Raw genomic sequence first — 24,019 nt, forward strand, 5'->3', positions numbered from 1 at the left:
CCGCGACGCGGGAGAGGGGCGTTTTCCTGAGCGGGTCCTTTATCTCTCTAACGTTCCATGCCTGACGCGCAGTCGACCTTTCGCCGCCGGTTGATGCTCTATTACAGCCTCTTCACGCTGGGGCTGCTCGGCTTCGTCGCGATGATGGGGCTGCTCGAGCATTCCAACGCCGATGCGTTGTGGCTTGGGTATGTGTTCCTGTTCGTCACGATCGCGATCTATGCGTGTATCGGGCTGATCTGCCGAACGTCCGATCTCAACGAGTATTACGTCGCGGGGCGGCGCGTGCCCGCGATGTTCAACGGCATGGCCATTGCCGCGGACTGGATGAGCGCGGCGTCGTTCATCGGCCTCGCGGGGATTCTGTTTGCCTCTGGATATGAAGGGCTTGCCTATGTCATGGGCTGGACCGGCGGCTATTGCCTCGTCGCGTTCCTGCTCGCGCCGTATCTGCGCAAGTACGGCGGCTACACGATTCCCGACTTTCTCGCGGCGCGCTATGGCAATGGGAAGCCGGGCGGCAATATGCCGGTGCGCGCGATTGCGGTGCTGGCGGCGTCGCTGTGTTCGTTCGTTTATCTCGTTGCGCAGATCCAGGGCGTGGGGCTGATCGTCACACGCTTCATCGGGGTGGAATTCGCGGTGGGCGTGTTCTTCGGGCTTGCCGGCATTCTCGTGTGTTCGTTTCTGGGCGGCATGCGGGCGGTGACGTGGACGCAGGTGGCCCAGTACATCATGCTGATCGTCGCGTTCCTGCTGACGGTGTCGCTCATCGCGTGGAAGCATCATGGGGAGGTTCTGCCGCAGGTCAGCTATGGCTCGCTGCTGAGCCAGCTGGACAAGCAGGAGCAGGCGCTCGAGCAGTCGCCGGCCGAGATGCAGGTGCGCGAGATTTTCCGGCGGCAGGCGGTGGCCTTCGACGAACGGATCGCGAGGCTGCCGCAGTCCTTCGATGAAGAGCGCGCGGCGCTTGACGCGCGGTTGCTGGAATTGCGCGTGCGGAATGCCCCGTTGCGCGAGATCAAGTCCGTGGAACGGGAGCGGGCGACGTTTCCGGTGGATGCCGCCGATGCGCTTCAGCAATGGACGCTGATGCGCGACGAGGCCCTCGCGCGCAGCCACCCCTCGACGCCATCGACCGAGCCGTATCCGGCGGCGAGCGAGGCGGAGCGCTCGACCAAGCGGCTCAATTTCGTGTTGCTGGTGTTTTGTCTGATGCTGGGGACCGCGAGTCTGCCGCACATCCTCACGCGGCTCTATACGACGCCGTCCGTACGCGAGAGCCGCAATTCGGTGGCCTGGGCGGTGTTCTGCATCGCGCTGCTGTACGTCTCCGCGCCGACGCTGGCGGCGCTGGTCAAGTACGAGTTCTTCCATCATCTGGTCGGCACGTCGTATGCCGACCTGCCGCAGTGGGTGGTGCAGTGGCGCAAGGTGGATCCGCCTGTGTTCGCCATTCGGGATCTCAATGGGGATGGCATCGTGCAATGGGCGGAGGTCATGATCCAGCCGGACATGATCGTGCTGGCGGCGCCGGAGATAGCGGGGCTGCCGTACGTCATCTCGGGCCTGATCGCGGCGGGGGCGCTGGCGGCGGCGCTATCGACGGCGGACGGGCTGCTGCTGACCATCGCCAACGCGCTGTCGCACGACGTCTACTATCACATGGTCGACCGGCAGGCGAGCCACCAGCGGCGCGTGACGACGGCCAAGATCGTGCTGCTCGGGGTGGCGCTGTTTGCGTCCTACGTGACATCGCTGCGACCGGGCAACATCCTGTTCCTGGTCGGCGCGGCGTTCTCGCTGGCGGCATCGAGCTTCTTCCCGGTACTCGTGCTGGCGATCTTCTGGCGCCGGACGACGGCCGCTGGGGCGGTGGCGGGCATGGCCACGGGTCTGGCCGTCGCGGTCTATTACATCTTCGTGAACTACCCGTTCTTCACACGCATCACGGGGATCTTCGGCAACCGCTGGTTCGGCGTGGACCCCATCGCCTCCGGCGCATTCGGCGTCCCCGCGGGCTTCGCGGCGGCCATCATCGTCAGCCTCATCACCCCCCGAAACGCACCGGTGATCGACCGTCTGGTCAGTTATCTGCGGCGCGGGTAAGGCACCTCTGGACAGCGCGAGTGGCTCTGCTATAATCGCGGACTTCCCGGAGAGATGGATGAGTGGTTTAAGTCGCACGCCTGGAAAGCGTGTATAGGTTAATAGCCTATCGGGGGTTCGAATCCCCCTCTCTCCGCCAGAATTACGAATGCCCGCGCAAGCGGGCATTTTTGTTTTTTGTTGCCAATGACTTGGGGGCCGGGGGGCTTGCGTCGCTGGCTTTGCCGATGGAGCTTCGGCGAATCCCGCCGCCCTTGGGCCGTTCACATAGTAGTACCGGCGCCGTGGGCTTGTGATGCTTCTAGCCGATCAGCAAAGCGACCGTTCGCAGGGGATGCCGTCCCCGTCTCCATCGATCTTTGTGCCGGGGCAATTTCTGAGATAGAACGTTGCCTCTTCGCACGATTGCATTTGATGGCACATCGTTTTGCCCTCGCACCGTAATGCCGGGGCCGGCGTGGCGGGGAATTGCGATGCTGAGATCGCTGGCTCCTGTAGCGACGGCAAAGAGGCTTGCGCCGTTCGATGATGGTGGTAGTAGTACCAACCGCCAGCGGCGATTGCAATGGCGATGACCCATGCGCGCATTTGCGCCCCCGATTATTTTTTGTGCGCTGAGTATATCTGAGTCGGTAAGACCGCAAGCAGCTCGGCGGTATCATGCGCGCGGTTGGATCAACGTTAGGAGGGAGAATATTATGCGAATGGCAACGCTGATTTCGATAACGTTGTGGGCTGTCATTCCAACTGCGATGTCGGCATCATCTCAGCCCATCGGCCAGCCTTCTGCAGGCCGGCCAATCGGTGCACCCTCGCAGGTGCAAGAGACTCATCGCCAAGGAGAAAGCGATCGCCTGTTGGAATCACTGCCACCTAGGCCGGTGAGGCCGATGGTCGATGTAGAAATTCCGGGGTTTCCGCCGCCCGCGGAGGTGCCACAGGTGGCGCCTATGCCGATGATATTGAATGAGCCAAACGGCAGGAATGTGAGTTCACAAAAATAGTCTGCGCCTTCGTGGTGTCACTATAGCGCGCGAGTGCGAGGCCGAAGGGTTGTCTTAGGATCGCAGAGCTTCGCCTTCATCGTTCTCGCCCGACCCCTGAGGAGGTAATCTGCTTGAGTTATCCTCGAACGGTGGGGAGGAATATGGCCGGGGTGAGCCGTCGACCGATCGGGTAGGTTCCCCTGCCAACCACCCGAGATCGGAGCTATGCTTGTCTAAGCTTCCGCTCGAATGCCTCGTTGGCATCGAGCGACGAAACCATGTCATTCGCCGCGTTCATCAGTCGGCTGAAGTCCTTGCGCGGCAGATCTGCGTAATCCTTGAACACCACCATCGAGCGAAACTCCACGTTAGACGCGTTCAGGTGTTGGAGGACTATGGTTGTGAGCATGGCCTTGTCTCGTGTCGACACGCCAAACAGGTACAACGGCTTTTTGTGGCCTTCGATATAGAAGTCCACCGGACAGTTCGCGGCGTTGGGTAGTCCGGGGATCAGATAATTTTCGCGGACTAAGTCTTTGCTGACGATCGCGTAGAGACGATTGCGGATGTCGTCGAAGAAGGTGCTCTCGGCGCGCCTTGCGGAGAAGTCTTCTTTGGCCATCGATGGTATTCCTCGCGTGATTGTCGATGGCCGATCATGACTTCCGCTACGCTTTGGTTCTATCGGAACCCGTCCAAAAATTGAGCGAGGCGTTCGTCGCGATGCTTATTCGCGTGTCCCGGCACCATACAGCTGTTGCGCATAGGCCTTCAGCGGGCTTGTGAGCAGGCTGTCGGGTGACGTGGAGGTAAAGCTCACAATTCGGCTTCTTGCCGTGATGGATCGGGCGTCGATTTTGGTCCCCGTGTCGGCGTCGTAGACCGACATGTCGAGGGACATGCGGCTCGGGCGGCCGGACCATTCTGTTGCACGTTGTTCCCAGTGGGCGATGACCGGAATCACGGCGTATCGTGCGCCGAGGCGTTTGGCCTCTGATAGCGTTTGGTCGCGGGTCTGTTCGGCTTCCGCGACATCGACGCGTCGGGCCTTTTGCGAGAGGGCCTGCGCAATCGCGCTTGCTACCGTTCGTCCGCTGCCTGCGTACGCCTTCGCGCCGTAGGCGCCGTCCTTCGGGAGGGCGATGTAGACCGCTGCGGAGGAGTCCAGTTGCCCTCCGGCGGCGAGGTCGGTGCCGCCTGTTTTTACGTTCTTGTAGCTCGCGGTGCAGCCGGTGATTGCCACTACCATTGCTGCGGCGGCGGAGACGCCGATGATTCTTGCGTTCATGTTTGAGGGACGGGGGTACGCGGGGTTGAGTGGGGTGCGCTAGTTATGGGCGTTCGATTGCACGCACTGTCGTTTTCCGGCGCCAAGGCGGCAATCCCCCTTCGGAGGTAGTGTGCAGGTTCGCCACTGCGACGCGAGGCGGTGTTGATGTCCTTGTCAGCGTCGTCTAGCATTGCGTTACGCGTTCTGATGCATTCCGTCGATGCCGCGTGCCGCCCCATCTTTCATAGCCCGCCCCGAGCGGGCTTTTGCACATTCGGCTTATGAAACGTGCAAAGGATTGACCATGGAAAAGGGAAGGGCGTATCGGCGTGCGCAGGTGGCGCGGTTGAAGGCTAAGCGCCGGCATTATCACGGCGGGGCGGGCGGGGTTCGCGAGTTGGGGCGGTGGGTGTGGACGGCGGCGGTGTGTAGTTGCTGGATGTGTGGCAATCCCCGTCGGTACTTTCGTGAGCGGACGATTCAGGAGCGGCGGTTTTGTCAGCGGGCGCGGATGAAGGGGTTGTCATAGGCTTGATAGTGAGCGCGGCCGTCGCGTGAAGCGGCAGTGCGCAGCCAAGTTTCACCGAGGCCACAGGGCCTCGTTGTCTTCATAGATCGAACTCCCCATGTGGGTCCGCTTTGAAGTGGTCGAGTTCGTGTTTGTGGATGGTGAGCCAGGGGTTGCCGTCGCGCAGCATGCTGAAGGTGTTGATGCCTTCGCGGTGTAGGGGTGAGAGGGCGGTTTCCAGGCTTGTGCGGACGCGGGGGTTGCACCATAGACGGAGGGTTCGGGCGCCTACGTCGACGCATTCCGTGTCGGTGATGCCGACGTTGTAGTAGGTGCCGCAGTCGACGACCTTGCAGGGCGCGCGGCCGCGCAGTGTGCGGATGAACCAGATCAGGCTCATCTTGGGTAGTGAGAGTTGGGCGAGTACGCTTGGCATCGCCAGTGCGCTGCTTGCGGAGGCGTAGGTGTAATGGCGGGGGAGCCGCGGTGCTCTGCTCAGCGTGAACACCATGTGGAAGGCGCCGACGTTCGGTCTTGCTTCTGTCGCCACGCGAAGGCCGATTCTTCTGCCGTTCGTCGCGGTGGTCACCTCCGTAAAGAGGTCGGCGATTGCGGCCAGGGCTGGGATCAAGTGGGTGTTATCTGCTTCCGGCGAATCGAGGGCGGGGCCGTGATAGACGACTTCAAAAGATTCGAGTTCTTTCATGCCGAGCGGGCTACGCCTTCTGGTGAGTGGAAGGCGCAATCATGGCGCTCGGCATGGTTCGTTGCTATCGCATTGTCGCCAAATATTGAGGTGTCGACGCTAACAACGACGCGGCCAAACTCAAAGGCAGCAAGCCCGGCTCACCGCAACAAATTCGTCTTCGCCAGTTCCACCAGTTCGTCCGCGCGGCCGTTCATGACGGCTTTCAGGGCCCAGAGGCTGAAGCCTTTGACTTGTTCGGCTTTGAGGGCCGGGGGCATGGCCAGTTCCTGGGTGTTGGTGACGACGTCCAGCAGGGCCGGGCCGTCGTGTTGGAGCATGGCGTCGATGGCGGCGGGGAGGTCTTTGGGGTCGTCGACGCGTTGGCCCCAGATGCCGATGGCGCGGGCCATGGCGCCGAAGTCCGGGTTATCGAGGTTCGTGCCGGTTTCCAGCAGGCCTGCCGCTTTCATCTCCAGCGCGACGAAGCCGAGGACGCTGTTGTTGAAGATGACGACCTTCACCGGCAGCTTTTGCTGCGTGAGCGTGAGGAAGTCGCCCATCATCATCGCGAAGCCGCCGTCGCCCGACATGCTGATGATCTGGCGGCCGGGGTATGCGGATTGCGCGCCGATGGCCTGTGGCAGCGCGTTGGCCATCGAGCCGTGGGCAAGCGAGCCGATGAGGCGGCGTTTGCCGTTCATCTTCAGATAGCGCGCCGCCCACACCGTCGGTGTGCCGACGTCGAACGTGAAGACCGCATCGTCGCTCGCCTTCTCGCTCAGCAGGCGTGCAAGGTGTTGCGGATGGATCGGCTTGCGGCCGCTGTCGCCGCTCGCCAGATCGTCGAGGTCCTTGCGCGCGTTGCGATAGTGGCGCACGCAGGCATCGAGGTACGCCGTGTCGGTCTTCGCGGTCAGCAGCGGTTGCAATGCATCCAGCGTGGCGCCGACATCGCCGACCAGGCCGAGGTCGAGTCGCGTGCGGCGGCCGAGGTTCTCCGCGCGGACGTCGATCTGAATGACCTTTGCATGCGAAGGATAGAACTGGCGATACGGAAAGTCGGTGCCGAGCATCAGCAGCGTGTCGCAGTTCTCCATCGCGTGATAACCCGAGCTGAAGCCGATCAGCCCCGTCATGCCGACATCGTACGGATTGTCATATTCGATGTACTCCTTGCCACCCAGCGCATGGACGATCGGCGCCTTCAGCGTTTCGGCGAGCCGCACGACCTGGTCATGCGCGCCCGCGCAGCCGCGTCCGCACAGCATCGTGACCTTGCCGCTGTCCTGGAGCATCTGCGCCATCGCGGACAGCGATGCCTGGTCGGGGACGATCACCGGCTCCTTCGGCACCAGCGCGGCCGGCGCCGAGATGCCACCGGACACCTGTCGCAGCGCCACGTCGCCGGGAATCACGACGACCGCCACGCCGCGCTTCCCCACCGCCGTGCGAATGGCCGTCTCGAGCACGCCGGGCAATTGCTCGGCGCTCGTCACGAGCTCGCAGTAGTGGCTACATTCGCGGAACAGGTTCTCCGGATGCGTTTCCTGAAAATAGTTGCGGCCGATCTCGGCGCTCGGGATATGCGCGGCGATCGCGAGCACGGGCACGCGCGAGCGATGGCAGTCGAACAAGCCATTGATCAGATGGAGGTTGCCCGGCCCGCAACTGCCCGCGCACACCGCCAGCTCGCCGGTCAGATGCGCCTCGGCGCCCGCCGCGAAGGCGGCGGCTTCCTCATGGCGCGTGTGGATCCAGTCGATGTCTTCGCGCTTGCGTAACGATTCGGTGATGCCATTGAGGCTGTCGCCGACGACGCCATAGATGCGCTGGACGCCGGCATTGGCTAGAACGGCGGTGATGAGGTCGGCTGCGAGGGTGGTGGGCATGCGGGCTCCTTGAAGGACAGGCGGGGGCGATGTGCGTCAAAGGTGGTCTGAACATGTCGACGCGCGAACGCGCGTGAGAGTTCCGTCGGCACGATGTTCCACTGTAGTGCGTCCGGAACGCCGGCGCGGGAGGGAATCGCCGAAAGCGTGCCGCACATGAAAAAAGCGGACTTCTCTCGAAGTCCGCTTTTTGTCGCATTCGCAACCTGCCCGCATGGGGCGCAGGATTACGCTCCGACGCGCGCGCCCGCCGATGTGGTCGCCTCCGAGGCGAACAATCGTTTCGAGGACGCGACGTGGCTCGCCAGCACCGGCCTCAGCACCGTGAAGGCGAGGAAGGCCGCCGTCAGGTCCATCGCCGCGACGGTGTAGAGCACGGTCGACCAGGTGCCCGTCGCCTCCATCATCAGGTTGCCGATCGGCACGAACAGGGCGCCGATACCCTTGGCGGTGTACAGCACGCCGTAGATCTTGCCGATGTGCTTGGTGCCGAACGCATCGCCGGCGAGTGCCGAGAACAGCGAATACACCTCGCCCCACGCCAGGAACACGACCCCCGACAGGATCAGGAACGCATACGGGTTGCTACCCCAGTAGCCAAGCGCGATGATGCCGAACCCTTCGAGCGTGAACGCGATGACCATCGTTTTCTCACGGCCGATGTTGTCCGAGATCCAGCCGAACAGCGGGCGCGAGATCCCGTTCATGATGCGGTCGAGCATCAGCGCGAGGGGCAGGGCGGCCATCACGAAGAAGTGCAGATCGACCTGGAACTCCTTGACGCCGAGGTCCTTCGCGATAACGCCGAGCTGCGCCACGGCCATCATGCCGCCGGTCACGACGAGCACGAACATCACGAGCATCAGCCAGAACAACTTCGTGCTCATGGCCTCCTTGAGCGTGTAGTCGCGCGTGGCCTGCACCAGCTTGCTCGAGGCACGGACTTCGGCGGCCTTCGGCGCGCGGAGGAACCACGCCGCGATGAACGCGATGGAGCCTTGCAGCAGACCGAAGAACAGGAAGGTGTCCTGATAGCCGGCGGATTCGATCATCGACGCAATCGGCAGGATGGTCGCCGCGGAACCCGCGCCATAGCCGCCCGCCGTGAGGCCGACCGCGAGGCCGCGCCGGTCCGGGAACCATTTGAGCGCGTTGTTGATACAGGTGGCATAGATCGAACCGACGCCGATACCGCCCACTGCCGCGCCGATATAGAAGCCCATCAGCGTGGTGGCCTGCGCGTTGATGACCCACGCCGTGCCGATCATGATCGCACCGAAGGCCACCATCAGCCGCGGCCCGAACTTGTCGATGAAGTAGCCCTCGATCGGGGCCAGCCACGTCTGCACCAGCACGAACAGGGTGAAGGCGACCTGGATCTGCGCGCGCGGCCACCCGTAGGTTTCCTCGATTTCCGGGACGAACAGCGTCCACGCGTACTGGATGTTGGCCGTGGCCACCATGCAGACCACGCCGGCGATGAGTTGGAGCCAGCGCCTGTTATCCGCTGGCTGGTTGGGTGAGAGCGTTGCCGATGCGTGATCCATTTTGATGTCTCCTTAATATCGATGGCGATATCCGTTGATTAATCGGAATCAATCTGGATTCATGCGCGAATTAAATTCGCGACGTCGCCTTTTATTTGGATGCAGACAAAAGGAGGCTCCGGCCACTCGCATTGGGCGGCTGCTGCCTTCATACCGGTAATACAAAAGAAAATCCGTGGGGAACGGCTACACAGTATGTGATATACCAGCGAAGAGCAAGATAAAGGCGGGGAGGGTTTTCACCGAATGGGAGGAATATTCCGCGCGGAAATGGATATTATCCGTTCAGACGGAACGGTAATAAATTGGCAAAAAAAATGCCCGCGGGCCGGCCTGCGGGCTGAGTCGTGCGGTGTGACACCAGTCCACGGCACGTTTGTCCTTTATAAATGAAACGCGTGCGCCTGCGGGAGATTTTTTCATTACATTTTGGCAATGTGCGCCAGGTGTCTTGGGCGGATTAACATTACACGTTTGTCATAATTCAACATTACAGGTTTGTCATAATCGCGGCGATAATGCGGCGCACAACGCGTTTTGAAAACCGACGCGGCGGTAGCAGCGAAGCGGCCTAGCGGCGAGGGGGGCCTGGCGGACGGGACCGAGCGGCGTGGAGGGGCTACTGCGGGGGCTGCTGCGGGGGGCTGCTGCGGGGGGCTGCTGCGTTTACACAACAGAAGCGCAACAGAGCGCAACCGCCGCGCAACGCATGCGCCACGAGCGCGCTCGAAACCGCACACAATGCGTGACGACAACGCAGCAAAGCGCGCGGATTGACGCGAGACTCGAATCCAGGGGCAGCGAACGGATGAGGCTGCATGCTACCCTTCAGCTTTTGCCAAGAATGCCGTAATTGGACTATCTGGCTTTGGAGAAACGTAGTGAGCCTCCTGTCCAACTTTCCTGCCTCCCTCGCGATGGATCATATCGGTGAACGTTTTGCTGAGGCAGATCTCATCACGATCCGCGAAGAGCGATGGGCCGCCCAGGCGGTCATTGCGCTCGATACCGGGGATCTTCATCTCGTGGGTCTGGTGCTCTTCAAGGCCATTCAGGAATACGGCCTTTACCAGTTCGCGGAGATGGTCGGCGAGACGCCGATCCGTCTGCAGCGAATCTGGATGCCCGGCGCGCTGACATCGCTGGAACGCGCGCTGGAGCTGTTCACGGCGCTCGGCGTGACGTTGCCGATCGAGCCCTATCACGCGACGCTGCTCGCGAACTTCTCCGCTTCGGGCGCTTCCATTCACTAAGCTGCGCGCGCCAGTCCGGTCTAGTTGCTAGCGTAAGGGAACTCGTACTTCGTGCTCATTTGCGCGAGCACGTCGCGCGTGCGCGAGAGTTCCGCCTGCAGGCGCCGCGACAGAAACGCGAACGAACCCGTCATCGTTGCCGCCGAGGGCGTTGCGAGCGCCGCGTTCGCCGCGCTGGCAGCGTTCGCATCGACACCGCTAGCGGCAGGCGCGGGCGCCATGTCGCTGTCTTCCGGCGCATTGCCACTTTCCAGCGAATCCGCGAGGGCCAGCATCGCGCTGCGAATGCCGCGATCGTCCTCGCGCGAGTGATCCGCATTCGGTTCGATCGCCGCCATCAATTCCAATGCACTGATGCACACGCGCGCCGCGTGCTGGATTTCCTCGAGCTGGGCCGTCGGCACATCGGTTTCCTTGGCCACCGACGGAATCAGACTGCGCAGCTGCACGAGCTGCATGCCCAGTTGCATCATGTCCTTCTGCAGTGTGGCCGGATCGATCTCCCCGCGCTGCACGCGCGCATGGACCGCCGCGCTCGCGCGCAGCAATGCGGCCAGCTTGACGCGCCATGAGTACGAAGCGTACGCGGGCAACGCGAACGAAAATACCAGCGCGACGGCAGTGCCGATGAGCACGTCGACGGTGCGCCAGAGGGCGTCGAACACGTCCTGGTCGCCATGGCCCGCCGTGATGACGACCGTGATGGCCGTCAGCAGCGCGATATACCCGCCCTTGCCGATCGCGTGATACGCGCAGTAGCCGCAGACGAGCGCCATCAGCACGTAGGTGAGCAGTGGCGAATGGAGGATATAGGTCTGCTGGGCGATGAGCGCGAGGCCGATCACCGCGCCAAGCAGCGTGCCGACGCCGCGCTCGGCGGCGCGCCGGCGAATATTGCCGTGGTGCTGCAGGCCGCCGATGACGACGAGCACGGTGATGGATGCCCATTCGCCATGGGGGATGCGGATGCCCGTGGTCAGCGCGATGGAAACCAGTAGCGCGAGCGCCACGCGGACCGCGTGGAACAGGCGTGCCTGGCTATAGCGCCGATTGGGATCGAGCAGCACGTTGGTGGTCTTGCGGAAGGCGTCTCGCATGGTGGGCGACAGGGCGGAAGAGAATGACAGCACGGTGCTAAGTGGAAATCACAGTGTAGAGCATGGTTCGTGCCAGCGCGGTTTGAATAAATGCCAAAGGCTTTGGCGGAAGGCACGGTGCGGGGCATCACAGTGAGGCGCGGTGGCTTGTTCGTGTGCGCGCGTGCCACCAGAATGGCTGCTTGTTTTCCCTTCGTACGCCATGTCCGCCGAACCGATCTCTGCCGTAACGCACTCGCTTACGCAGCCGCCGCAGCCGCCGCAGCCGCCGCAATCCACGCAATCCTCCCACTCCCCGCATACCGCTATCGCCACGCACGGTGCGCCGGGCGCGCATGTCCGTCAACGTGTCGCCGTGATCGGCGCGGGCGGCGTGGGGTTGTCCGTCGCCGCCTGCCTCGCTGTGGGAGCGCGCCATGACGTGACGCTGTGCGCGCGCGCGCCGATGGAGGCTATCGGGCTGGAGGCCGCGGAAGGGATGCGCCGCGTGACCGTGCGGACGCTCACCGATCCCGCGCAGGCCACACCCGTGGACTGGATCCTGTTGTGCACGAAGGCGCAGGACACCGCGTCCGTCGCGCCGTGGCTTGCGCGGCTTTGCGATGCGGGCACGCGTGTGGCCGCGCTGCAGAATGGCATCGGGCACGTGCGGCGCGTGGCGCCGTGGCTGCCGATCGCGCGCGCGGAGGCGGAGGCCGCCGTGGTGCCCGCGGTCGTCTACTTCAATGCGGAGCGTCTCGCGCACGATCGCGTGCGTTTCGGGGAGGCCGGCGACCGCCATCTGTCGGTGCCTGACGACGAGGGCGGGCGCGCGCTGTCGCGGTTGTTCGAAGGCTCGCGCATGAACGCGCATCCGAACGCGGATTTCGTCACGCTGCAATGGCGCAAGCTGCTGCTCAACGCGGTAGCGAATCCGATCACCGCGCTGACGCGGCAGCGCATGGCCGTGCTGCATCACGCCGACGTGCGCGCATTGTGCATGGACGTTCTGAACGAAGCCGTGGCCGTGGGCCGTGCGAGCGGCGCCCGCTTTGCGGACGATGAAGCGGAGGCGATGCTGGCGACGGTGCTGGCGCTGTCGCCGTCCTTCGGTACGTCGATGTATGCGGACTGCATGCGCGATCGGCCGCTCGAGGTCGACGCGCTCACCGGTGCGATCGTGGCGGCGGGGGATGCCCTCGGCGTGCCGACGCCCGTCAATCGCACGATGCTCGCGTTGTTGCGCGCGATCAGCGACGCGCGGACAGCTTAATTTCCGTTCGAGCCGGAGGTCCGGCCATCCGCGCAGACGACGCGATTGCGTCCCGCGCGCTTGGCATCGTAGAGCGCCTCGTCCGCGCGCGCGTATGCATTCACGAAGCTCGTACCCCGCGCGTTGCAGCTGATGCCGAAGCTCGCCGTCACCGGACCCGACAGCGGAGGAGGGAAGTGGTGCTCGGCGATGCGGATGCGCATGCGCTCCGCCATTGCGATCGCGATATCGCAATCGGTGTCGGGCAGCAGTGCCGCGAACTCCTCGCCGCCCACGCGGCCGAGCAGTCCGCCCGGGGGCATCTCGTGGTGCAGGCAGGCCGTGACCTCACAGATCACGACGTCGCCCACGGGATGTCCAAACGTATCGTTGAGCCGCTTGAAGTGGTCGATGTCGAGCACGATCAACGCCACGGGGCCGTTGTCCAGCGCCGCGGTGGCGCGTTCGATCACGGCGCCGCGGTTGAGCGCGCCGGTCAGCTGGTCGTGCGTCGCGCGATATTCGAGTTCCTGCGCGAGTTCCTGCAGCCGCTGATTGAGCCGGTTCATTTCCAGCTCCTCGCGGTCGCTGCGCCGGATGAGGCGGCGCGTCTCGCGCATCAGGCGTTCGTAATGGCCGATGAGTTCGCCGAGCGTCGCGCGGTACGTCGCCGCGCTCGCGCCGGCATCGAGGTAGATGCCGCGCGCGTGCGCGAGCGCACTGTTTTCCGTGTCGAACAGGTCGGGTTCTGCCATGGAGGCGTGCGGGAGCGCGTTCAACCGTTCGTCGTGACGTGATCGGTGAACTCGATCGCCGGGAAGTCCGCGTGGAGTTCCTGGCCGAACTCGAGGATCGTGTCGTCGTCCTCGTCGTGGTACCAGTTGACGGCCACGTGGTTGCCGCGCTGGGCGGCTTCGTCCAGCGCGTCGAAGATGCTGAACAGGATCTTCGTGCTCGAGCTGTTGAAATAGGTGAGCGCGACGTTGACTGTGATGTCGGTGTCCTCGCACAGGCTCAGGTACTTGCGCAGGCGCGTGAGCGCCTCGCCGTAGAACACCGCGGCGTTCTCGGGGTACGACTCGCCCTTGAGCGACAGCGTGTGCTTCTGGAAGTCGAAATTGACTTCCGGTGAGGCTTGCGTGGCGGCAATGAACAGGTTTTCCATGGCAGATGCTTCCCGATGGCGTCAGATCGTGGCGACGAGCTGGAACATCGTCGAGACCGGGTCCGCGTCGATCGGCTGAAAGTTGTATTCGAGCGGGGCGCTGGCGTCGCGCGCCATCGTCAGGAAGCCGAGACCGGCGCCCTTGCTGCCCTCTGGGGCTTCCGCGCGCAGCGTCTCGCGATAGGCGGCCTTGATCTCGTCGAGCGTCATCGTGCGCAAAGGCTCCAGTGTCGCACGCAACTGTTCCACCCGCGCGGTGGCGACGGGGTTGGAGCAGATCAGGCGGTACCGGTCGTCCACGCGGCTGATGCACACCGAACCGTGGCGCAGCTGGCCGTCGTCCTGCGTGGACGGCGTGAGCGCATCGGACGAATAGTGGACGATGTTCTGGGCCATTTCGACGAAGGACGAGAACAGCTTGCGGCGCGTGCCGCCGTCGACGCCGCTGACCGCCAGTTGCAGGCGCACCGCGTCCGACATGGCGGCGATGATGTTCTGCGAAAAATATCCGACGTAGTAGAAGATCACGTTGCGTTCCCGGGCCACGGCGAAGAATGCCCCATATTCGTTGTCTATCGAGGTGGAGGTGGTTGACATGGCTGGCTAGCGGACGCGAAAGCAGAAATAGGTGAGGTCGTCGCGGCGGCGGTTGTCGCCTTGCCACGCGAGGTGGGCGTCGAGCACGGCCTGGCTCAGGGCCGGCGTGGGCAGATCGCGGGCCGCGCGCAGGGCCTCGCGCACGCGCCGTTTGCCGAATGCGATTTCCTTCGGGCCGCCGATCTGGTCGATCAGGCCGTCGGTGGTCACGAAGACCACGGTACCGGTCTGCATGTCGACGTGGCGGTTGGGCCAGGCATAGTCGATGGCGGTGTCGATGTAGCCGACGCCCTTGCGCTCGCCATCGATGACGTGGTCGTCGGCTTCGCCCGGATGCATCACGAACAGCGCGCAACGGGCGCCCGCGAAGGTCAGGCGGCGCGTGGCGTTGTCGAACCAGAAGAACGCGGCGTCCATGCCGTCGTTCGACTCGGCGGTCATGGCGTCGGTGCCGTCGGCCTGGCCGAGCATCTGCTTGATGCCGCGATGGACGGCGGCGAGCAGGGCGCCGGGGTCGCGCGGACCTTGTTGTTCGATGGCCTGTGTGAGCAGCGACGAGGCGATAAGCGTCATGAATGCGCCAGGGACGCCGTGGCCGGTGCAGTCGGCGAGCGCCGCGAACCAGCCATCTTCGAACGCCACGAAGTGGTAGAAGTCGCCGCCGACGACGTCGCGGGGTTCCCAGACCAGGGACGCGTCGGGCAGCGTGTGGGCGAGGGCGTCGCGGGACGCGCGGAGCATGGCGCGCTGGATGATGCTGGCGTAGTCGATGCTGTGCATGATCTGGCGGTTGCGCTCCGCCTGGATGTCCGCGACCACGCGCATCAGTTGCAGGCCGTGGCCTACGCCGAGGAACCGGCCTTCGCTTGCGATGATGAAGCCGTCGGTGAGGGCTTTTTCGCCGTACTCGACCGTGCGGAACGTGAGGGCCTCGATGCTCATCGCGGCATCAACGATCAGCGGCTCCTTGTCCATGAACGCGATGCAGCTCTTGCGGTTGTACAGCTCGCGGTGGTACGGCTTGCTCATCTGCGAGAGAAAGATCGACCGGTTGATGAGGCCGATGGGGCGGTCGTTCTCGGTCACCGGGAGCGTGGCGAGCTCACGATGCTCGGTGAAGACTTCGAGCACGTCCTGGTTGGTGTGGTCGGTGGTGACGAACGGAGTCGCCACGCAGAGATCCTCCGCGCAGGGCTGCCGGAACCGTGGACGGGCAGCGGAGGATGCGGGTGAGACGCTGGACATGCCGAGCCAAATGGAGCGATGGGAACGGCAGCCATTGTAGGGATGCACGATGTCGGAACCATGACGTGATCGGCGGGGATTTGCGGATTTACGCCCTACTGTGGCGGGGTTGTGGGCGGAAGGGTTGCCCTCTCCCCAACGGGGAGAGGGAAAGTAAAACCGACGGTCGGTCAGAACGGCAATGCGCCTACCGCCGATTGCGGTGGAACGGGCGGGAAGGCGATGGCGCCGTTTTGCTTCTGGAGCGCATACCGTACGTACACCCCCGCATACCACTGCCGGTAATCCCGCGCATTGTCGATGCCCAGCGTGCCGCCGACGAATAGCTGCTGCGCGGCCTGGTACTCGACCGAGCCGACGAGGTTGTAGGCGAGGCCCGTTTTCGACTGCCCCGCGTACACCGCCGACGTCTGGTTGGTCAGGTTCTGCTGGTTGGCCTGCTGCACCGCGCGGTTGGCGTCGGCCTGGCGGGCGGCGTCGGTCGGGAAGTAGTCGGCATCGTCCTCGCGGAAGGCCTGGACGCCGAGCGCGCCGCGGACGTGGTACGCCACGCGGCCCGAGCGGCCGGACAGCGCGAGGGGTACCGTCACCGCGAAGTAGGTCTGCGGGCTGAAGTAACCGCCGTGGCCCACCGTGAAGTAGCGCAGGTTCTCGCTATAGCCCATCGACGTGAAGTTGATGCCCGACGTCAGTCGTTGCGCCTCGTCGTCGATCAGCCGCATGTAGAATCCGCCGCCGCCTTCCCACTTGTTGTTGCGCTCGACGTCGTGACCCGTCAGGACGCTGTAGCCGCCGTAACCGTAGATGCCGAAGAACCCATCGTCCCAGCCGAGGTCGGCGCGGCCGCCGCTCTGCATGACGCCGCCCCACGTGTCGCCAGTACGCTGGTCTCGCGCGCCGGCGTATGACAGCAGGCTGTCCGTGACCGAACGGCGCGAACCCGACAGCGCCAGCGTGCTGCGCTGCGTGAGCGGGAAGTTCACGCGTGCGCCGGCCGTGATGTCGGTGTAGCGGAAGCCCAGCGGTGTCGACCCCACGTCCACGTTGAAGCGATCGGACTCGTAGGCCACGCCCAGCGCCACGCCGAATGCGCTTTGCGAACCGGCGGAGGTGGAGGGCAAGGTCTGGCTGAACACGTTCTGGCCGGTGGACGGCAGCGTGTACGCGAGCGGACCGCCGCCGAAGCGGCTCGCGCTGTTGTAGTCGCCGCCGAGATTGCCGGCATCGATGGCCACCGGCGTGACGCGGCCGATCAGCTTGCCGTCGCCCACGGACTTCTTGCCTTCCGCCACGACCTGGAGCTCGGTCAGCTGGCTCATGCCCGAGTCGCCGTTCCGGCCGCGCAGCATCGGTCCGCCCGCGAGCGTGGTCGTACGCTGCTGCTCGATCTCGCGCAGCTCGTCCAGGGCGGTCTTGGGGCCGGTGCGTTTGGGCTGGTCGTCGTCGGCATCCGCCAGCCATGGGAGGCGGGATTGCGCGCCGTACGGTTGTGGGGCGGTGGGTTGCTGGGCTGCTGCGTAAGCCTGCGGGGATGCCGTGGCTTGGGCGCCGGATGGGGCGTAGGGTTGCTGCGCGTAGCCCGGTTGCGGGTAAGCGGATTGGGCGCCGGGCGGGGCGTAGGCCTGCTGCGCGTAGCCGCCTTGCTGGACAGGTTGCGCGTAATTCTGCGCGTAGGGTTGTGCGTAAGGTTGGGGGTAAGCCTGCTGGGTGGGGGTGGCCTTGCCACGCGCCGCCGTGGTCGTCTTGCCGGCCGCCGTGGTGCCGGGCGGCAGCGTTCCGCGCGCCGCGGCGGGGTAGTACGCCGACGGCGCCTGCATCGCCGCCGCCTGCATCGGTGCGCCGCGCTGGCCCGCCGAGACGGGCATCGGGATGTACGGCTGGCCCGGCATCGCCGCCGCGACGGGCATCATGCCCGCCGGCTGCGCCGCGCTCGGCACGCCTGCGTAGGTGCCCTGCGGCAGCGCGGCGTTTCCGCCGGCATAACCGCTGCCGCCCTGCGCCGCGGAAGCGGGCACGCCCGCGTAACCCATGCCTTGCGACGCGGGCCCAGGTGCGCCGGCGTAGCCCGCGCCTTGCGGCGCGGCCGTTTGCGGCACGGCGGCATACGGTGCCGCCGAGCCCGGGGGCGGGAGTTGCGACGCGCGCCGCTGGCCGGGCATGCCGACGAAGGGGTTGGCGGGGACGCGGTCGAAGCCCGCGCCCGGGGCGCGCGTACCGTCGGCCAGCGCGTTGCCCGTGGCCGCCTCCGCCGCGACAGCCTGCCGGAAGTACTGCTCGGCCTTCGCATTGCGCCCCTGCGCGCGATACAGCCGGCCGGCGGCAGTCAACACGGCCGGCGAGTTCGGCGATTGTTGCAGCGCGGGCTGCAGGGCTTGCTCCGCCCAGCGGTACTCTTTGGCGGCCGTGGCCGTCCCGATTGCCGCAAGCCGCATGTCGAGGTTGTTCGGTTCGCGCGCGAGCACGCTCTGGTAGATGTCCAGCGCCTGCTTGTTCTCTCCCGCCTGCGCATACATGCGAGCCAGGCTCGCGCGCACGGCACTGCTGCCGCCGCGCTCCGATAGCGCAGGGGCCAGCATGTCATAGGCCGCGACGAGGTCGCCCGCCTCCGTCAGCGCATCGGCCTGCCGCACGATGTACGCGACGCGCAAGTCGTCGTAATCGCGCCGCTGCCGCGCGGTCATCTGCGCGCCCGCGAGCTGTCGCAGCAGGCCCGCCAACTCCATGTCCTGCCGCGTCTTGAGCAGGATCGCCGCGTACTGCAGCTGGGTGCCCACATCGGGCAGCACCGACCGGCTCATCGCACCGCGCATCAGCGTCAGCGCGCGCTGATCGTCGCCCGCATCGGCATAGCCCTGCGCCAGCGCACCGGTCAGCTCGGGGTCGCCCTGTGCAAACCGTTCGGCCTGCTGCAATACGCCAAGCGCTGCCGGCTGTTGTCCGGCGGCGGCGAGTCCGCTCGCGCGTTCCGCTTCGGCATGCACCCACAGACGGCGCTGCAGCGTTCCCATCTCGGCGGTGCGTTGCGCCGCGGGAATCTGCTCGAGCAGGTCGAGGCCGCGCTGCCATGCATTGGTCTCGGACGCGAGCAGGGCGCTCGCGAAAAGCGCTTCCACGTTGGTCGGCGCGGAGGCGAGCAGGTTGTCCATCACGTTCCGCGCCTGCTCCGGCATGCCCATCGCCACGTAGTTGCGCGCCACGTCGAGCCGCACCCACGGGTTCATCGGATCGGCGGCCATCGCGTCTTCGAGCAGACGCCGTGCGCGAGCCGCGTCGCCCGCCTGCAGCGCCTGACGCGCTTCCGCGCGTGCCTGATCCGCGCGCAGGCGGCCCACGGAGCCGACCTTGTCGCGCTGCGCGGGCGTCATGCGCTCGACGAGCGCGAGCGCCTCGGTGCTCTTGTTCTGCGCGGCCAGCACGCTCACGAGACCGCGCGTCGCGTCGGGATTGTCCGGCTGCCGCTGGAGCACGCGGCGATAGGCGGCCTCCGCCTGCGCGTACTGGCGATCTTCCGCCAGGAGGTCGGCGAGCGCGACCTGAGCGCTCGTTTGCGCCCCGCCATCGCCGGCATCGAGCCGCACCGCGCGTTCGAGCAGCTGCCGTGCCTGAGAACGATTGCCAGCTTCACGCGCGGCCGTGGCCTGCTGCACTAGCAGCCAGTACTGCGCGCTGTTCTGCGCCTGCCGGTAACGCGTCCCGGCGCCATTGCGCGCGGCACGTTCGAGGAAATCGCTGGCTTCGGCGAACTTCTCCTGCTTCAGCCGCAGCACGCCCATGCCCGCGAGCGCGTCGGCATCGTTGGGCCGCTGCGTCAGCACGCTCTGGAAGCGTTCGGCGGCACGCACCTGATCGCCCGCGTTGAGCGCGGCAAAGCCCTGCTGCACCACCGCGCGCAACGGATCCGCGGCGGCCGCGCGTAACGGATCTGCCGCGGCAGCCGCGCGCTCGGTCTCGGTCTGGCGCGTGATGGCGTCGAGCTTCGCGCGGATCGGCGCATCGTCGGGATGCGTCGCGAGCCATGCCTGATAGAACGGCGCGTCGGCGGGACGGCCGCCGAGCCAGTTCAGCGCGCGGCGCCATGCTTCGGCCGCCTGCGCGCCGACATCGGGACGCGCCGCCAGCGCCTCCAGCTGGCGAATGCCGTCGCGACGGGTGTTGTCGCGATAGGTCAGGTGCTGGGCCAGCGCAAGCTGCGCGCGCGCATCGGACGGATTGTTGCGCGCGATCTGCTCGAGCCCGCGCCGCGCCTGGTCCCAGCCCTGTGCGGTGCCGCCCAGCGTCTGGTAATACTCGAGCGCGAGGTCGCCCTGCGGCACGGCGCCGCCGGCGGCCTGCTCGTAACGCTTGACCGCTTCGTCCGCCTGGCCGCTGCGCGCGAGCTCGCGCGCCTGCTCCACCTGCTGGCGCGTGCCCGCCGAGCCGCGCTGGATCGATTGCGCGAGCTGCCGCGAGAGCGCGGAATTCGGCTGCACACGATTGAGCCGGTCGAGATAGCTGCGCGCGCTGTCCGCGCGGCCCGCTTCGAGCTCCGCGACGCCCATGCCATACAACGCCTCGGGCTGGTTGGGATCGAGCCGCAGGATCTTCTGCCACGACTCGGCGGCACGATCCGCGCGCCCGCGCGCCTGCCAGTACTTGCCCTGATCGACGAGGACCTTGACGGGGTCTTCCTGCGCGCCGGCGGACGCGGCCAGCGTGGCCAGCAGACCGAACATCAGCGAGCGCGCGGGGGCTTTCCGTCGTTGCTTCAGGCTGCTTTGCCGCGACATGGACCCTCCCGTTTTGCCGATTGCTCCCACTCCATCTCCAGTTGTCCCGCCGGACTGAATCGATAACGGCCTTCGAAATGGCCGAGCCCGAAGAGGCCGAGCACCGTGTCGAAATACGCGGGCGCGTTCGGCCCCGGGGGCGCGTCCACCATGGCCTCTGCACGCGCGCGTTGCGCGGCGAGGGCGGGCGCGAGGCTGGGTAACGCCGCGGCCTTGAGAAACGGCAGCATCGCGGCCGAGAATCCCGGCGGCCCGTTGCCGTCGATGGCGCCCGTGTCCGCATGCATCTTCTCGGGCGGCGCGGCGCGGCCCTCCATCCGTTGCGCGTTGGGCAGCAGCGCGCGCATCAGCGTGCGGCTCGCGCCGTCCGCGGCAGGCGTCATGCCGGCCCACAGATAGACACGGATGGCGTCGTAGCTGCTCAGGTCGCCCTTGTCGGGATCGGTGATGAACCCCGCGGCATTGCCTCCCGCCCGATAGGCGGACCAGTCGGGCACGATCCCTTGCTTCGCCACGGCCTCGATGAACTTCGGCGTCTGCGCCGCGAGCGCGCCCCAGGGTCCGTTCCGATCGAACGCGGCAAGGCGACGCAGTACCGGCACCGGCAGATAGCTGGCGTTGAGCCGCCACGTCCGCACGCCATCGGGTTTGCTGTCGACGAAGCCCTGCGGCCCCGGCAGCAGCATCGTGCCGAAATCGGGCAGCGTCACGACTTCCTGCTTCGCCGCGAGCGCGAGCAATGCGCGCGCGGCGTCGCCGTAGGCAGGTGCCTTCCACACGCGCGCGGCTTCCGCGAGCGCGTACGCGAACCACAGGTCGGCGTCCGATGCCGGATTGGCATCGATCACGCCCCAGGAGTTGTCGTTGCGGCGGCCCCATTGCCATGCGGGCAGCTTGTCCGTGAGATTGCCGCTGCCGAGGTTGGCCACGCTCCATTGCCACAGGCGGTCGAACGTCGCGCGGTCGTTGGCGACGAGCGCGAACACCATGCCGTAGGACTGGCCCTCCGACGTGCTGTGCTGCGCGGGCGTGGACGGATCGACCACGCGGCCGTCGGCCTGCACGAAGCGCGACAGGAACTGTTGATAGAGCGGCCACGGGCAGGGCGCCGCGGGCGCGGTCTTGCCAGCGGATGCCGGTGCCGCGCAGGCGGCGAGCGGCGCCGCGAGCAGCGCCGCGCCGGCCGCGGCAAGGCGCGCGAGCTGAACGAGATGGTGGCGTCGGGTGCGATGCATCGTCATGCCTGCCCCGCCTTGCGCCGGCGCGCGAGACTGCGCAGCGACAGGAACAGCAGCGCCGCGAGCAGCAGCGTGGCGCCGCCGACCATCAGCACAAGCGCGAGCGGACGCTGCGATAGATACCACTGCAGCCACGTCCATGGCGAGAGGTGGCCCACTTCATAGGTCTGCTGCGCGGCGAGGCTGTCCACCTCCTTGCCGCGCACAAGCACGAGGCTGCCTTGCACTTCCTTCAGGCGATCGGGGTCGAGCAGCGCGTCGGTGACGTTATGCAGGCCGTTGGTCGCGTTGCTCGTCACCACCACGACGCTGCGGCCCGATTGCAGCGGAGACTCGAAGCCCGCGAGCGCGGCGTCGGTGCCCGCGCTGCTGATCGACAGCTGCGTCTCCGCGCGCGCGTTGCGCGTGCCATCGGCGCCGTTCCACCAGCCGAGGATCGACGAGAACACATCCGTCAGCGTGAAGCGCTTGGTATTGCCGGTCAGGGAGACGGGCATGCGGTCCGCCCACTGCGTAAGCAGCGGCTGGCCCTGCGTGGTGCCGATGACGAGCAGGTCCTTTGCCGCGACCTTGGCCACATCGTCGGGCCCCACCACGGACACGCCGGTAGCGGGGTAGCCCGTGGACTCGCCCATCCGGCCGAGCAGCGTGAGGTAGGTCGAGTAGTCGTCGGGGGACGGCTGCGACGGCAGCACGACGGCGCTCTCCGACAAGTCCGCCATGCGCGTGAACGGGAAACCGCTGTTGCCGAACACCGCGAGGTCGGGCAGCGAGATGAAGTGCGGCAGGCCGGAGACGTCGATGGTCGAATCGGGATCGATCGCGCCCTTGACGTTGTCCAGCAGCACGTCCTTGCACGCGCCCTGCTTGAGGTAGTCGTAGTAGAAATGGAACTGCAGCTGCGTCTGCGCGGGCAGCATGAATAGCGGCAGGTCGATGCGGTGATGCGCGGGCGCGGAGCCGTCGGGCAGCACGCTCTCCAGGAGGCGCGTGGCGCGGCCCTGTTCGTCCTTGAGCGCGCGCAGCGGGAACGCGCGCAGGAACTGGCGGTTCACGTTGATGTTGAGCGTCGACTTGTCGACGGTCGGCCGCGGCGTGTAGCGGTACTTCAGATCGACCGGAATGCCCTTGCTGCGCCAGCCGAACAGATCGGGCGGCAGGCGGAAGCCCACGCGCACGAGGTCCGGGTTGTAGCCCGACACGTTGAGGTCCGCCACAGGCGCCAGTTCGCCGAACCGCACGGGCCGGTCGCTGCGCAGCCAGTTCGGCGCGTCGTAGGGCTCGCGCGGCTTGACGTCGTCGAGCTTGGTCACGGTCGCGCGGGGGCCGGAAAGGGCGCGCGCTCCGAGCGTGAGCGCGCGCGCGGCGACCTTGAGGTCCGCGCTGTTGGCGCCCATCACGAGCAGAAGTTTCGACGACGGGTCCGACGGGTTCGGCACGATGGCGAGCGACGGGCCATCGATCGCGGGCAGTTCCACGCCGGCCGGCCGCTCCTGGCTCGTCGCGAACACCACCGCGTTGCCGGACGACGGCACCTGGTTCAGCGCGGCGGGGAAGGTCGCGCCGCGATAGCCGGCCAGGCCGCCGAACCACGACGACACGGCCCCCGCGGCTTCCAGCGTGGCGGGCGACGGCGCGCCGGCGAACACGAACGGCAGGTTGAGCTGGCGCACGTCGCGGCGATCGAAAAAGGGCAGCGGCAGCAGCGACAGCTCGTTGGCGAGCGCCACCGGTGTCACCGTCAGTTCGAGCACACTCGCGTTGCTGACGGTAGCCCACAGGCTGGAGTGGAACGGGTCTTCGCACTCGGTCGTGTAATGGGCGATGAGCTGCAGGTTCAAGCGGTTGAATTCGCTGATCAGGCGCGGCTCCAGCGTGACCTCGCGGTCGAGGCTCGTCCCCGCGGTTTCCTTCGGCACGGGCACCGTGGCGGCGACTTCGCCGTTGATGATCACGTTGATGTGCGAGAGCGCGGGAATGAGCGCGGGCGAATAGTTGTACCGCAGCTTGAGTTTGGCGGCGGTCACGACCTCATCGGCACGCACGGAGAACGGCACACCGTTGATGCCATCGACGCCGCGCAGCTGGAAGGGACCGTCCGCGCCAAGCTGCTTGAGCGTGACCGCGAGCGTGCGGGACGCGCCGCGCGCCGGGGGCGCGGCGGGCACAGGCGCGTTCGAGAGCGGTGCCATCACAGCCGCGGTGCCGGTGGAGCGCGGCGACGGATCGGGCTGCGGCTGGGTTTGCGCCAGCAGCGTCTGCCCGTGCGCGGGGACCATCGCGGGCAGCAGCGTCAGGCAGGTGAGCGCGGCGGCCAGGCGGCGGGGCAGCGGGGCGGCGAGACGGCGACGCGCGGGCGTGGCGGACGTAGCGGACGTAGCGGACGTAGCGGACGAGAGAGTCGTGTGAGACGGTTCAGGCGTCATCGAT

17 protein-coding genes and 1 tRNA gene are annotated in these 24,019 nt (G+C 66.1%); 4 read left to right on the forward strand and 14 right to left on the reverse strand.

Annotated elements, in window-relative coordinates:
- Positions 1–57 precede the first annotated feature (57 nt).
- Both KHP16_RS24480 and KHP16_RS24485 read left to right on the forward strand, forming a co-directional pair.
- Positions 58–2,109, forward strand: coding sequence for a sodium:solute symporter family protein (locus tag KHP16_RS24480; RefSeq protein ID WP_109580591.1), 2,052 nt, complete (start codon positions 58–60; stop codon positions 2,107–2,109).
- Between the two features lie 48 nt (positions 2,110–2,157).
- Positions 2,158–2,248 (forward strand) — tRNA-Ser (locus KHP16_RS24485).
- A 170-nt stretch (positions 2,249–2,418) separates the two neighbouring features.
- Here KHP16_RS24485 and KHP16_RS28655 read toward each other — a convergent pair.
- The 6 genes from KHP16_RS28655 to oxlT all read right to left on the reverse strand — a co-directional run bounded on the left by KHP16_RS28655 (position 2,419) and on the right by oxlT (position 8,997).
- On the reverse strand, positions 2,419–2,697 hold the full coding sequence (locus KHP16_RS28655) for an excalibur calcium-binding domain-containing protein (protein ID WP_211961314.1): 279 nt from the start codon (positions 2,695–2,697) through the stop codon (positions 2,419–2,421).
- A 621-nt stretch (positions 2,698–3,318) separates the two neighbouring features.
- Positions 3,319–3,717 (reverse strand): hypothetical protein, encoded by a 399-nt coding sequence (locus KHP16_RS24495; RefSeq protein WP_211961315.1) that lies wholly within the window; start codon positions 3,715–3,717, stop codon positions 3,319–3,321.
- A gap of 105 nt (positions 3,718–3,822) precedes the next feature.
- The gene (locus tag KHP16_RS24500) at positions 3,823–4,383 is read right to left on the reverse strand and encodes a DUF4823 domain-containing protein (RefSeq protein ID WP_211961316.1); all 561 of its coding nucleotides are present in this window, start codon (positions 4,381–4,383) and stop codon (positions 3,823–3,825) included.
- Positions 4,384–4,973: 590 nt separating this feature from the next.
- Positions 4,974–5,579 (reverse strand): hypothetical protein, encoded by a 606-nt coding sequence (locus KHP16_RS24505; RefSeq protein WP_211961317.1) that lies wholly within the window; start codon positions 5,577–5,579, stop codon positions 4,974–4,976.
- Between the two features lie 140 nt (positions 5,580–5,719).
- A complete protein-coding gene (gene poxB / locus KHP16_RS24510; protein ID WP_211961318.1) occupies positions 5,720–7,450 on the reverse strand; it encodes a ubiquinone-dependent pyruvate dehydrogenase in 1,731 nt (576 codons plus the stop codon).
- A gap of 227 nt (positions 7,451–7,677) precedes the next feature.
- Positions 7,678–8,997, reverse strand: a complete 1,320-nt coding sequence (gene oxlT, locus KHP16_RS24515; protein WP_115952556.1) for an oxalate/formate MFS antiporter — start codon at positions 8,995–8,997, stop codon at positions 7,678–7,680.
- Positions 8,998–9,878: 881 nt separating this feature from the next.
- Here oxlT and KHP16_RS24520 point away from each other — a divergent pair.
- Positions 9,879–10,250, forward strand: coding sequence for a hypothetical protein (locus KHP16_RS24520; RefSeq protein WP_244214469.1), 372 nt, complete (start codon positions 9,879–9,881; stop codon positions 10,248–10,250).
- A 20-nt stretch (positions 10,251–10,270) separates the two neighbouring features.
- On the opposite strand, the gene KHP16_RS24525 is transcribed toward KHP16_RS24520, so the two are convergent.
- Positions 10,271–11,347, reverse strand: a complete 1,077-nt coding sequence (locus tag KHP16_RS24525) for an FUSC family protein (protein ID WP_115952910.1) — start codon at positions 11,345–11,347, stop codon at positions 10,271–10,273.
- A gap of 202 nt (positions 11,348–11,549) precedes the next feature.
- On the opposite strand from KHP16_RS24525, the gene KHP16_RS24530 reads away from it, so the two are divergent.
- Entirely contained in the window at positions 11,550–12,599 is a 1,050-nt protein-coding gene (locus KHP16_RS24530) for a 2-dehydropantoate 2-reductase (RefSeq protein ID WP_211961319.1), read from the forward strand.
- Here the strand turns inward: KHP16_RS24530 and KHP16_RS24535 are convergent.
- The 7 genes from KHP16_RS24535 to bcsB all read right to left on the reverse strand — a co-directional run bounded on the left by KHP16_RS24535 (position 12,596) and on the right by bcsB (position 24,015).
- Positions 12,596–13,333 carry a GGDEF domain-containing protein gene (locus tag KHP16_RS24535; protein ID WP_211961320.1) on the reverse strand — a complete coding sequence of 246 codons (738 nt, stop codon included), beginning with the start codon at positions 13,331–13,333 and terminating at the stop codon, positions 12,596–12,598. The two genes, KHP16_RS24530 and KHP16_RS24535, sit on opposite strands and share 4 nt — an antisense overlap.
- 20 nt (positions 13,334–13,353) lie before the next feature.
- Entirely contained in the window at positions 13,354–13,743 is a 390-nt protein-coding gene (locus tag KHP16_RS24540) for a DUF1987 domain-containing protein (RefSeq protein ID WP_109580606.1), read from the reverse strand.
- A gap of 21 nt (positions 13,744–13,764) precedes the next feature.
- On the reverse strand, positions 13,765–14,340 hold the full coding sequence (locus KHP16_RS24545) for a SiaB family protein kinase (RefSeq protein WP_109580607.1): 576 nt from the start codon (positions 14,338–14,340) through the stop codon (positions 13,765–13,767).
- A gap of 6 nt (positions 14,341–14,346) precedes the next feature.
- The gene (locus tag KHP16_RS24550) at positions 14,347–15,585 is read right to left on the reverse strand and encodes a SpoIIE family protein phosphatase (RefSeq protein WP_109582609.1); all 1,239 of its coding nucleotides are present in this window, start codon (positions 15,583–15,585) and stop codon (positions 14,347–14,349) included.
- A gap of 170 nt (positions 15,586–15,755) precedes the next feature.
- Entirely contained in the window at positions 15,756–20,351 is a 4,596-nt protein-coding gene (locus KHP16_RS24555) for a cellulose biosynthesis protein BcsC (protein WP_211961321.1), read from the reverse strand.
- A complete protein-coding gene (gene bcsZ, locus KHP16_RS24560; protein WP_211961322.1) occupies positions 20,330–21,592 on the reverse strand; it encodes a cellulose synthase complex periplasmic endoglucanase BcsZ in 1,263 nt (420 codons plus the stop codon). The genes KHP16_RS24555 and bcsZ overlap by 22 nt, the downstream gene beginning before the upstream one ends.
- Entirely contained in the window at positions 21,589–24,015 is a 2,427-nt protein-coding gene (gene bcsB, locus KHP16_RS24565; protein WP_244836014.1) for a cellulose biosynthesis cyclic di-GMP-binding regulatory protein BcsB, read from the reverse strand. The genes bcsZ and bcsB overlap by 4 nt, the downstream gene beginning before the upstream one ends.
- Positions 24,016–24,019: the final 4 nt, after the last annotated feature.

Origin of the sequence: Cupriavidus plantarum, from assembly GCF_905397285.1 — a bacterium.
Taxonomy (GTDB): Bacteria; Pseudomonadota; Gammaproteobacteria; order Burkholderiales; family Burkholderiaceae; genus Cupriavidus; species Cupriavidus plantarum.

Coding starts and splice junctions, on each gene's coding strand:
- KHP16_RS24550 (WP_109582609.1), bottom strand. CDS start 15,585: ATGTCCAGCGTCTCACCCGCATCCTCCGCTGCCCGTCCACGGTTCCGG.
- KHP16_RS24525 (WP_115952910.1), bottom strand. CDS start 11,347: ATGCGAGACGCCTTCCGCAAGACCACCAACGTGCTGCTCGATCCCAAT.
- KHP16_RS24505 (WP_211961317.1), bottom strand. CDS start 5,579: ATGAAAGAACTCGAATCTTTTGAAGTCGTCTATCACGGCCCCGCCCTC.
- bcsZ (WP_211961322.1), bottom strand. CDS start 21,592: ATGACGATGCATCGCACCCGACGCCACCATCTCGTTCAGCTCGCGCGC.
- KHP16_RS24495 (WP_211961315.1), bottom strand. CDS start 3,717: ATGGCCAAAGAAGACTTCTCCGCAAGGCGCGCCGAGAGCACCTTCTTC.
- poxB (WP_211961318.1), bottom strand. CDS start 7,450: ATGCCCACCACCCTCGCAGCCGACCTCATCACCGCCGTTCTAGCCAAT.
- KHP16_RS24540 (WP_109580606.1), bottom strand. CDS start 13,743: ATGGAAAACCTGTTCATTGCCGCCACGCAAGCCTCACCGGAAGTCAAT.
- KHP16_RS24500 (WP_211961316.1), bottom strand. CDS start 4,383: ATGAACGCAAGAATCATCGGCGTCTCCGCCGCCGCAGCAATGGTAGTG.
- KHP16_RS28655 (WP_211961314.1), bottom strand. CDS start 2,697: ATGCGCGCATGGGTCATCGCCATTGCAATCGCCGCTGGCGGTTGGTAC.
- bcsB (WP_244836014.1), bottom strand. CDS start 24,015: ATGACGCCTGAACCGTCTCACACGACTCTCTCGTCCGCTACGTCCGCT.
- oxlT (WP_115952556.1), bottom strand. CDS start 8,997: ATGGATCACGCATCGGCAACGCTCTCACCCAACCAGCCAGCGGATAAC.
- KHP16_RS24535 (WP_211961320.1), bottom strand. CDS start 13,333: ATGGCAGAACCCGACCTGTTCGACACGGAAAACAGTGCGCTCGCGCAC.
- KHP16_RS24545 (WP_109580607.1), bottom strand. CDS start 14,340: ATGTCAACCACCTCCACCTCGATAGACAACGAATATGGGGCATTCTTC.
- KHP16_RS24555 (WP_211961321.1), bottom strand. CDS start 20,351: ATGTCGCGGCAAAGCAGCCTGAAGCAACGACGGAAAGCCCCCGCGCGC.
- KHP16_RS24480 (WP_109580591.1), top strand. CDS start 58: ATGCCTGACGCGCAGTCGACCTTTCGCCGCCGGTTGATGCTCTATTAC.
- KHP16_RS24530 (WP_211961319.1), top strand. CDS start 11,550: ATGTCCGCCGAACCGATCTCTGCCGTAACGCACTCGCTTACGCAGCCG.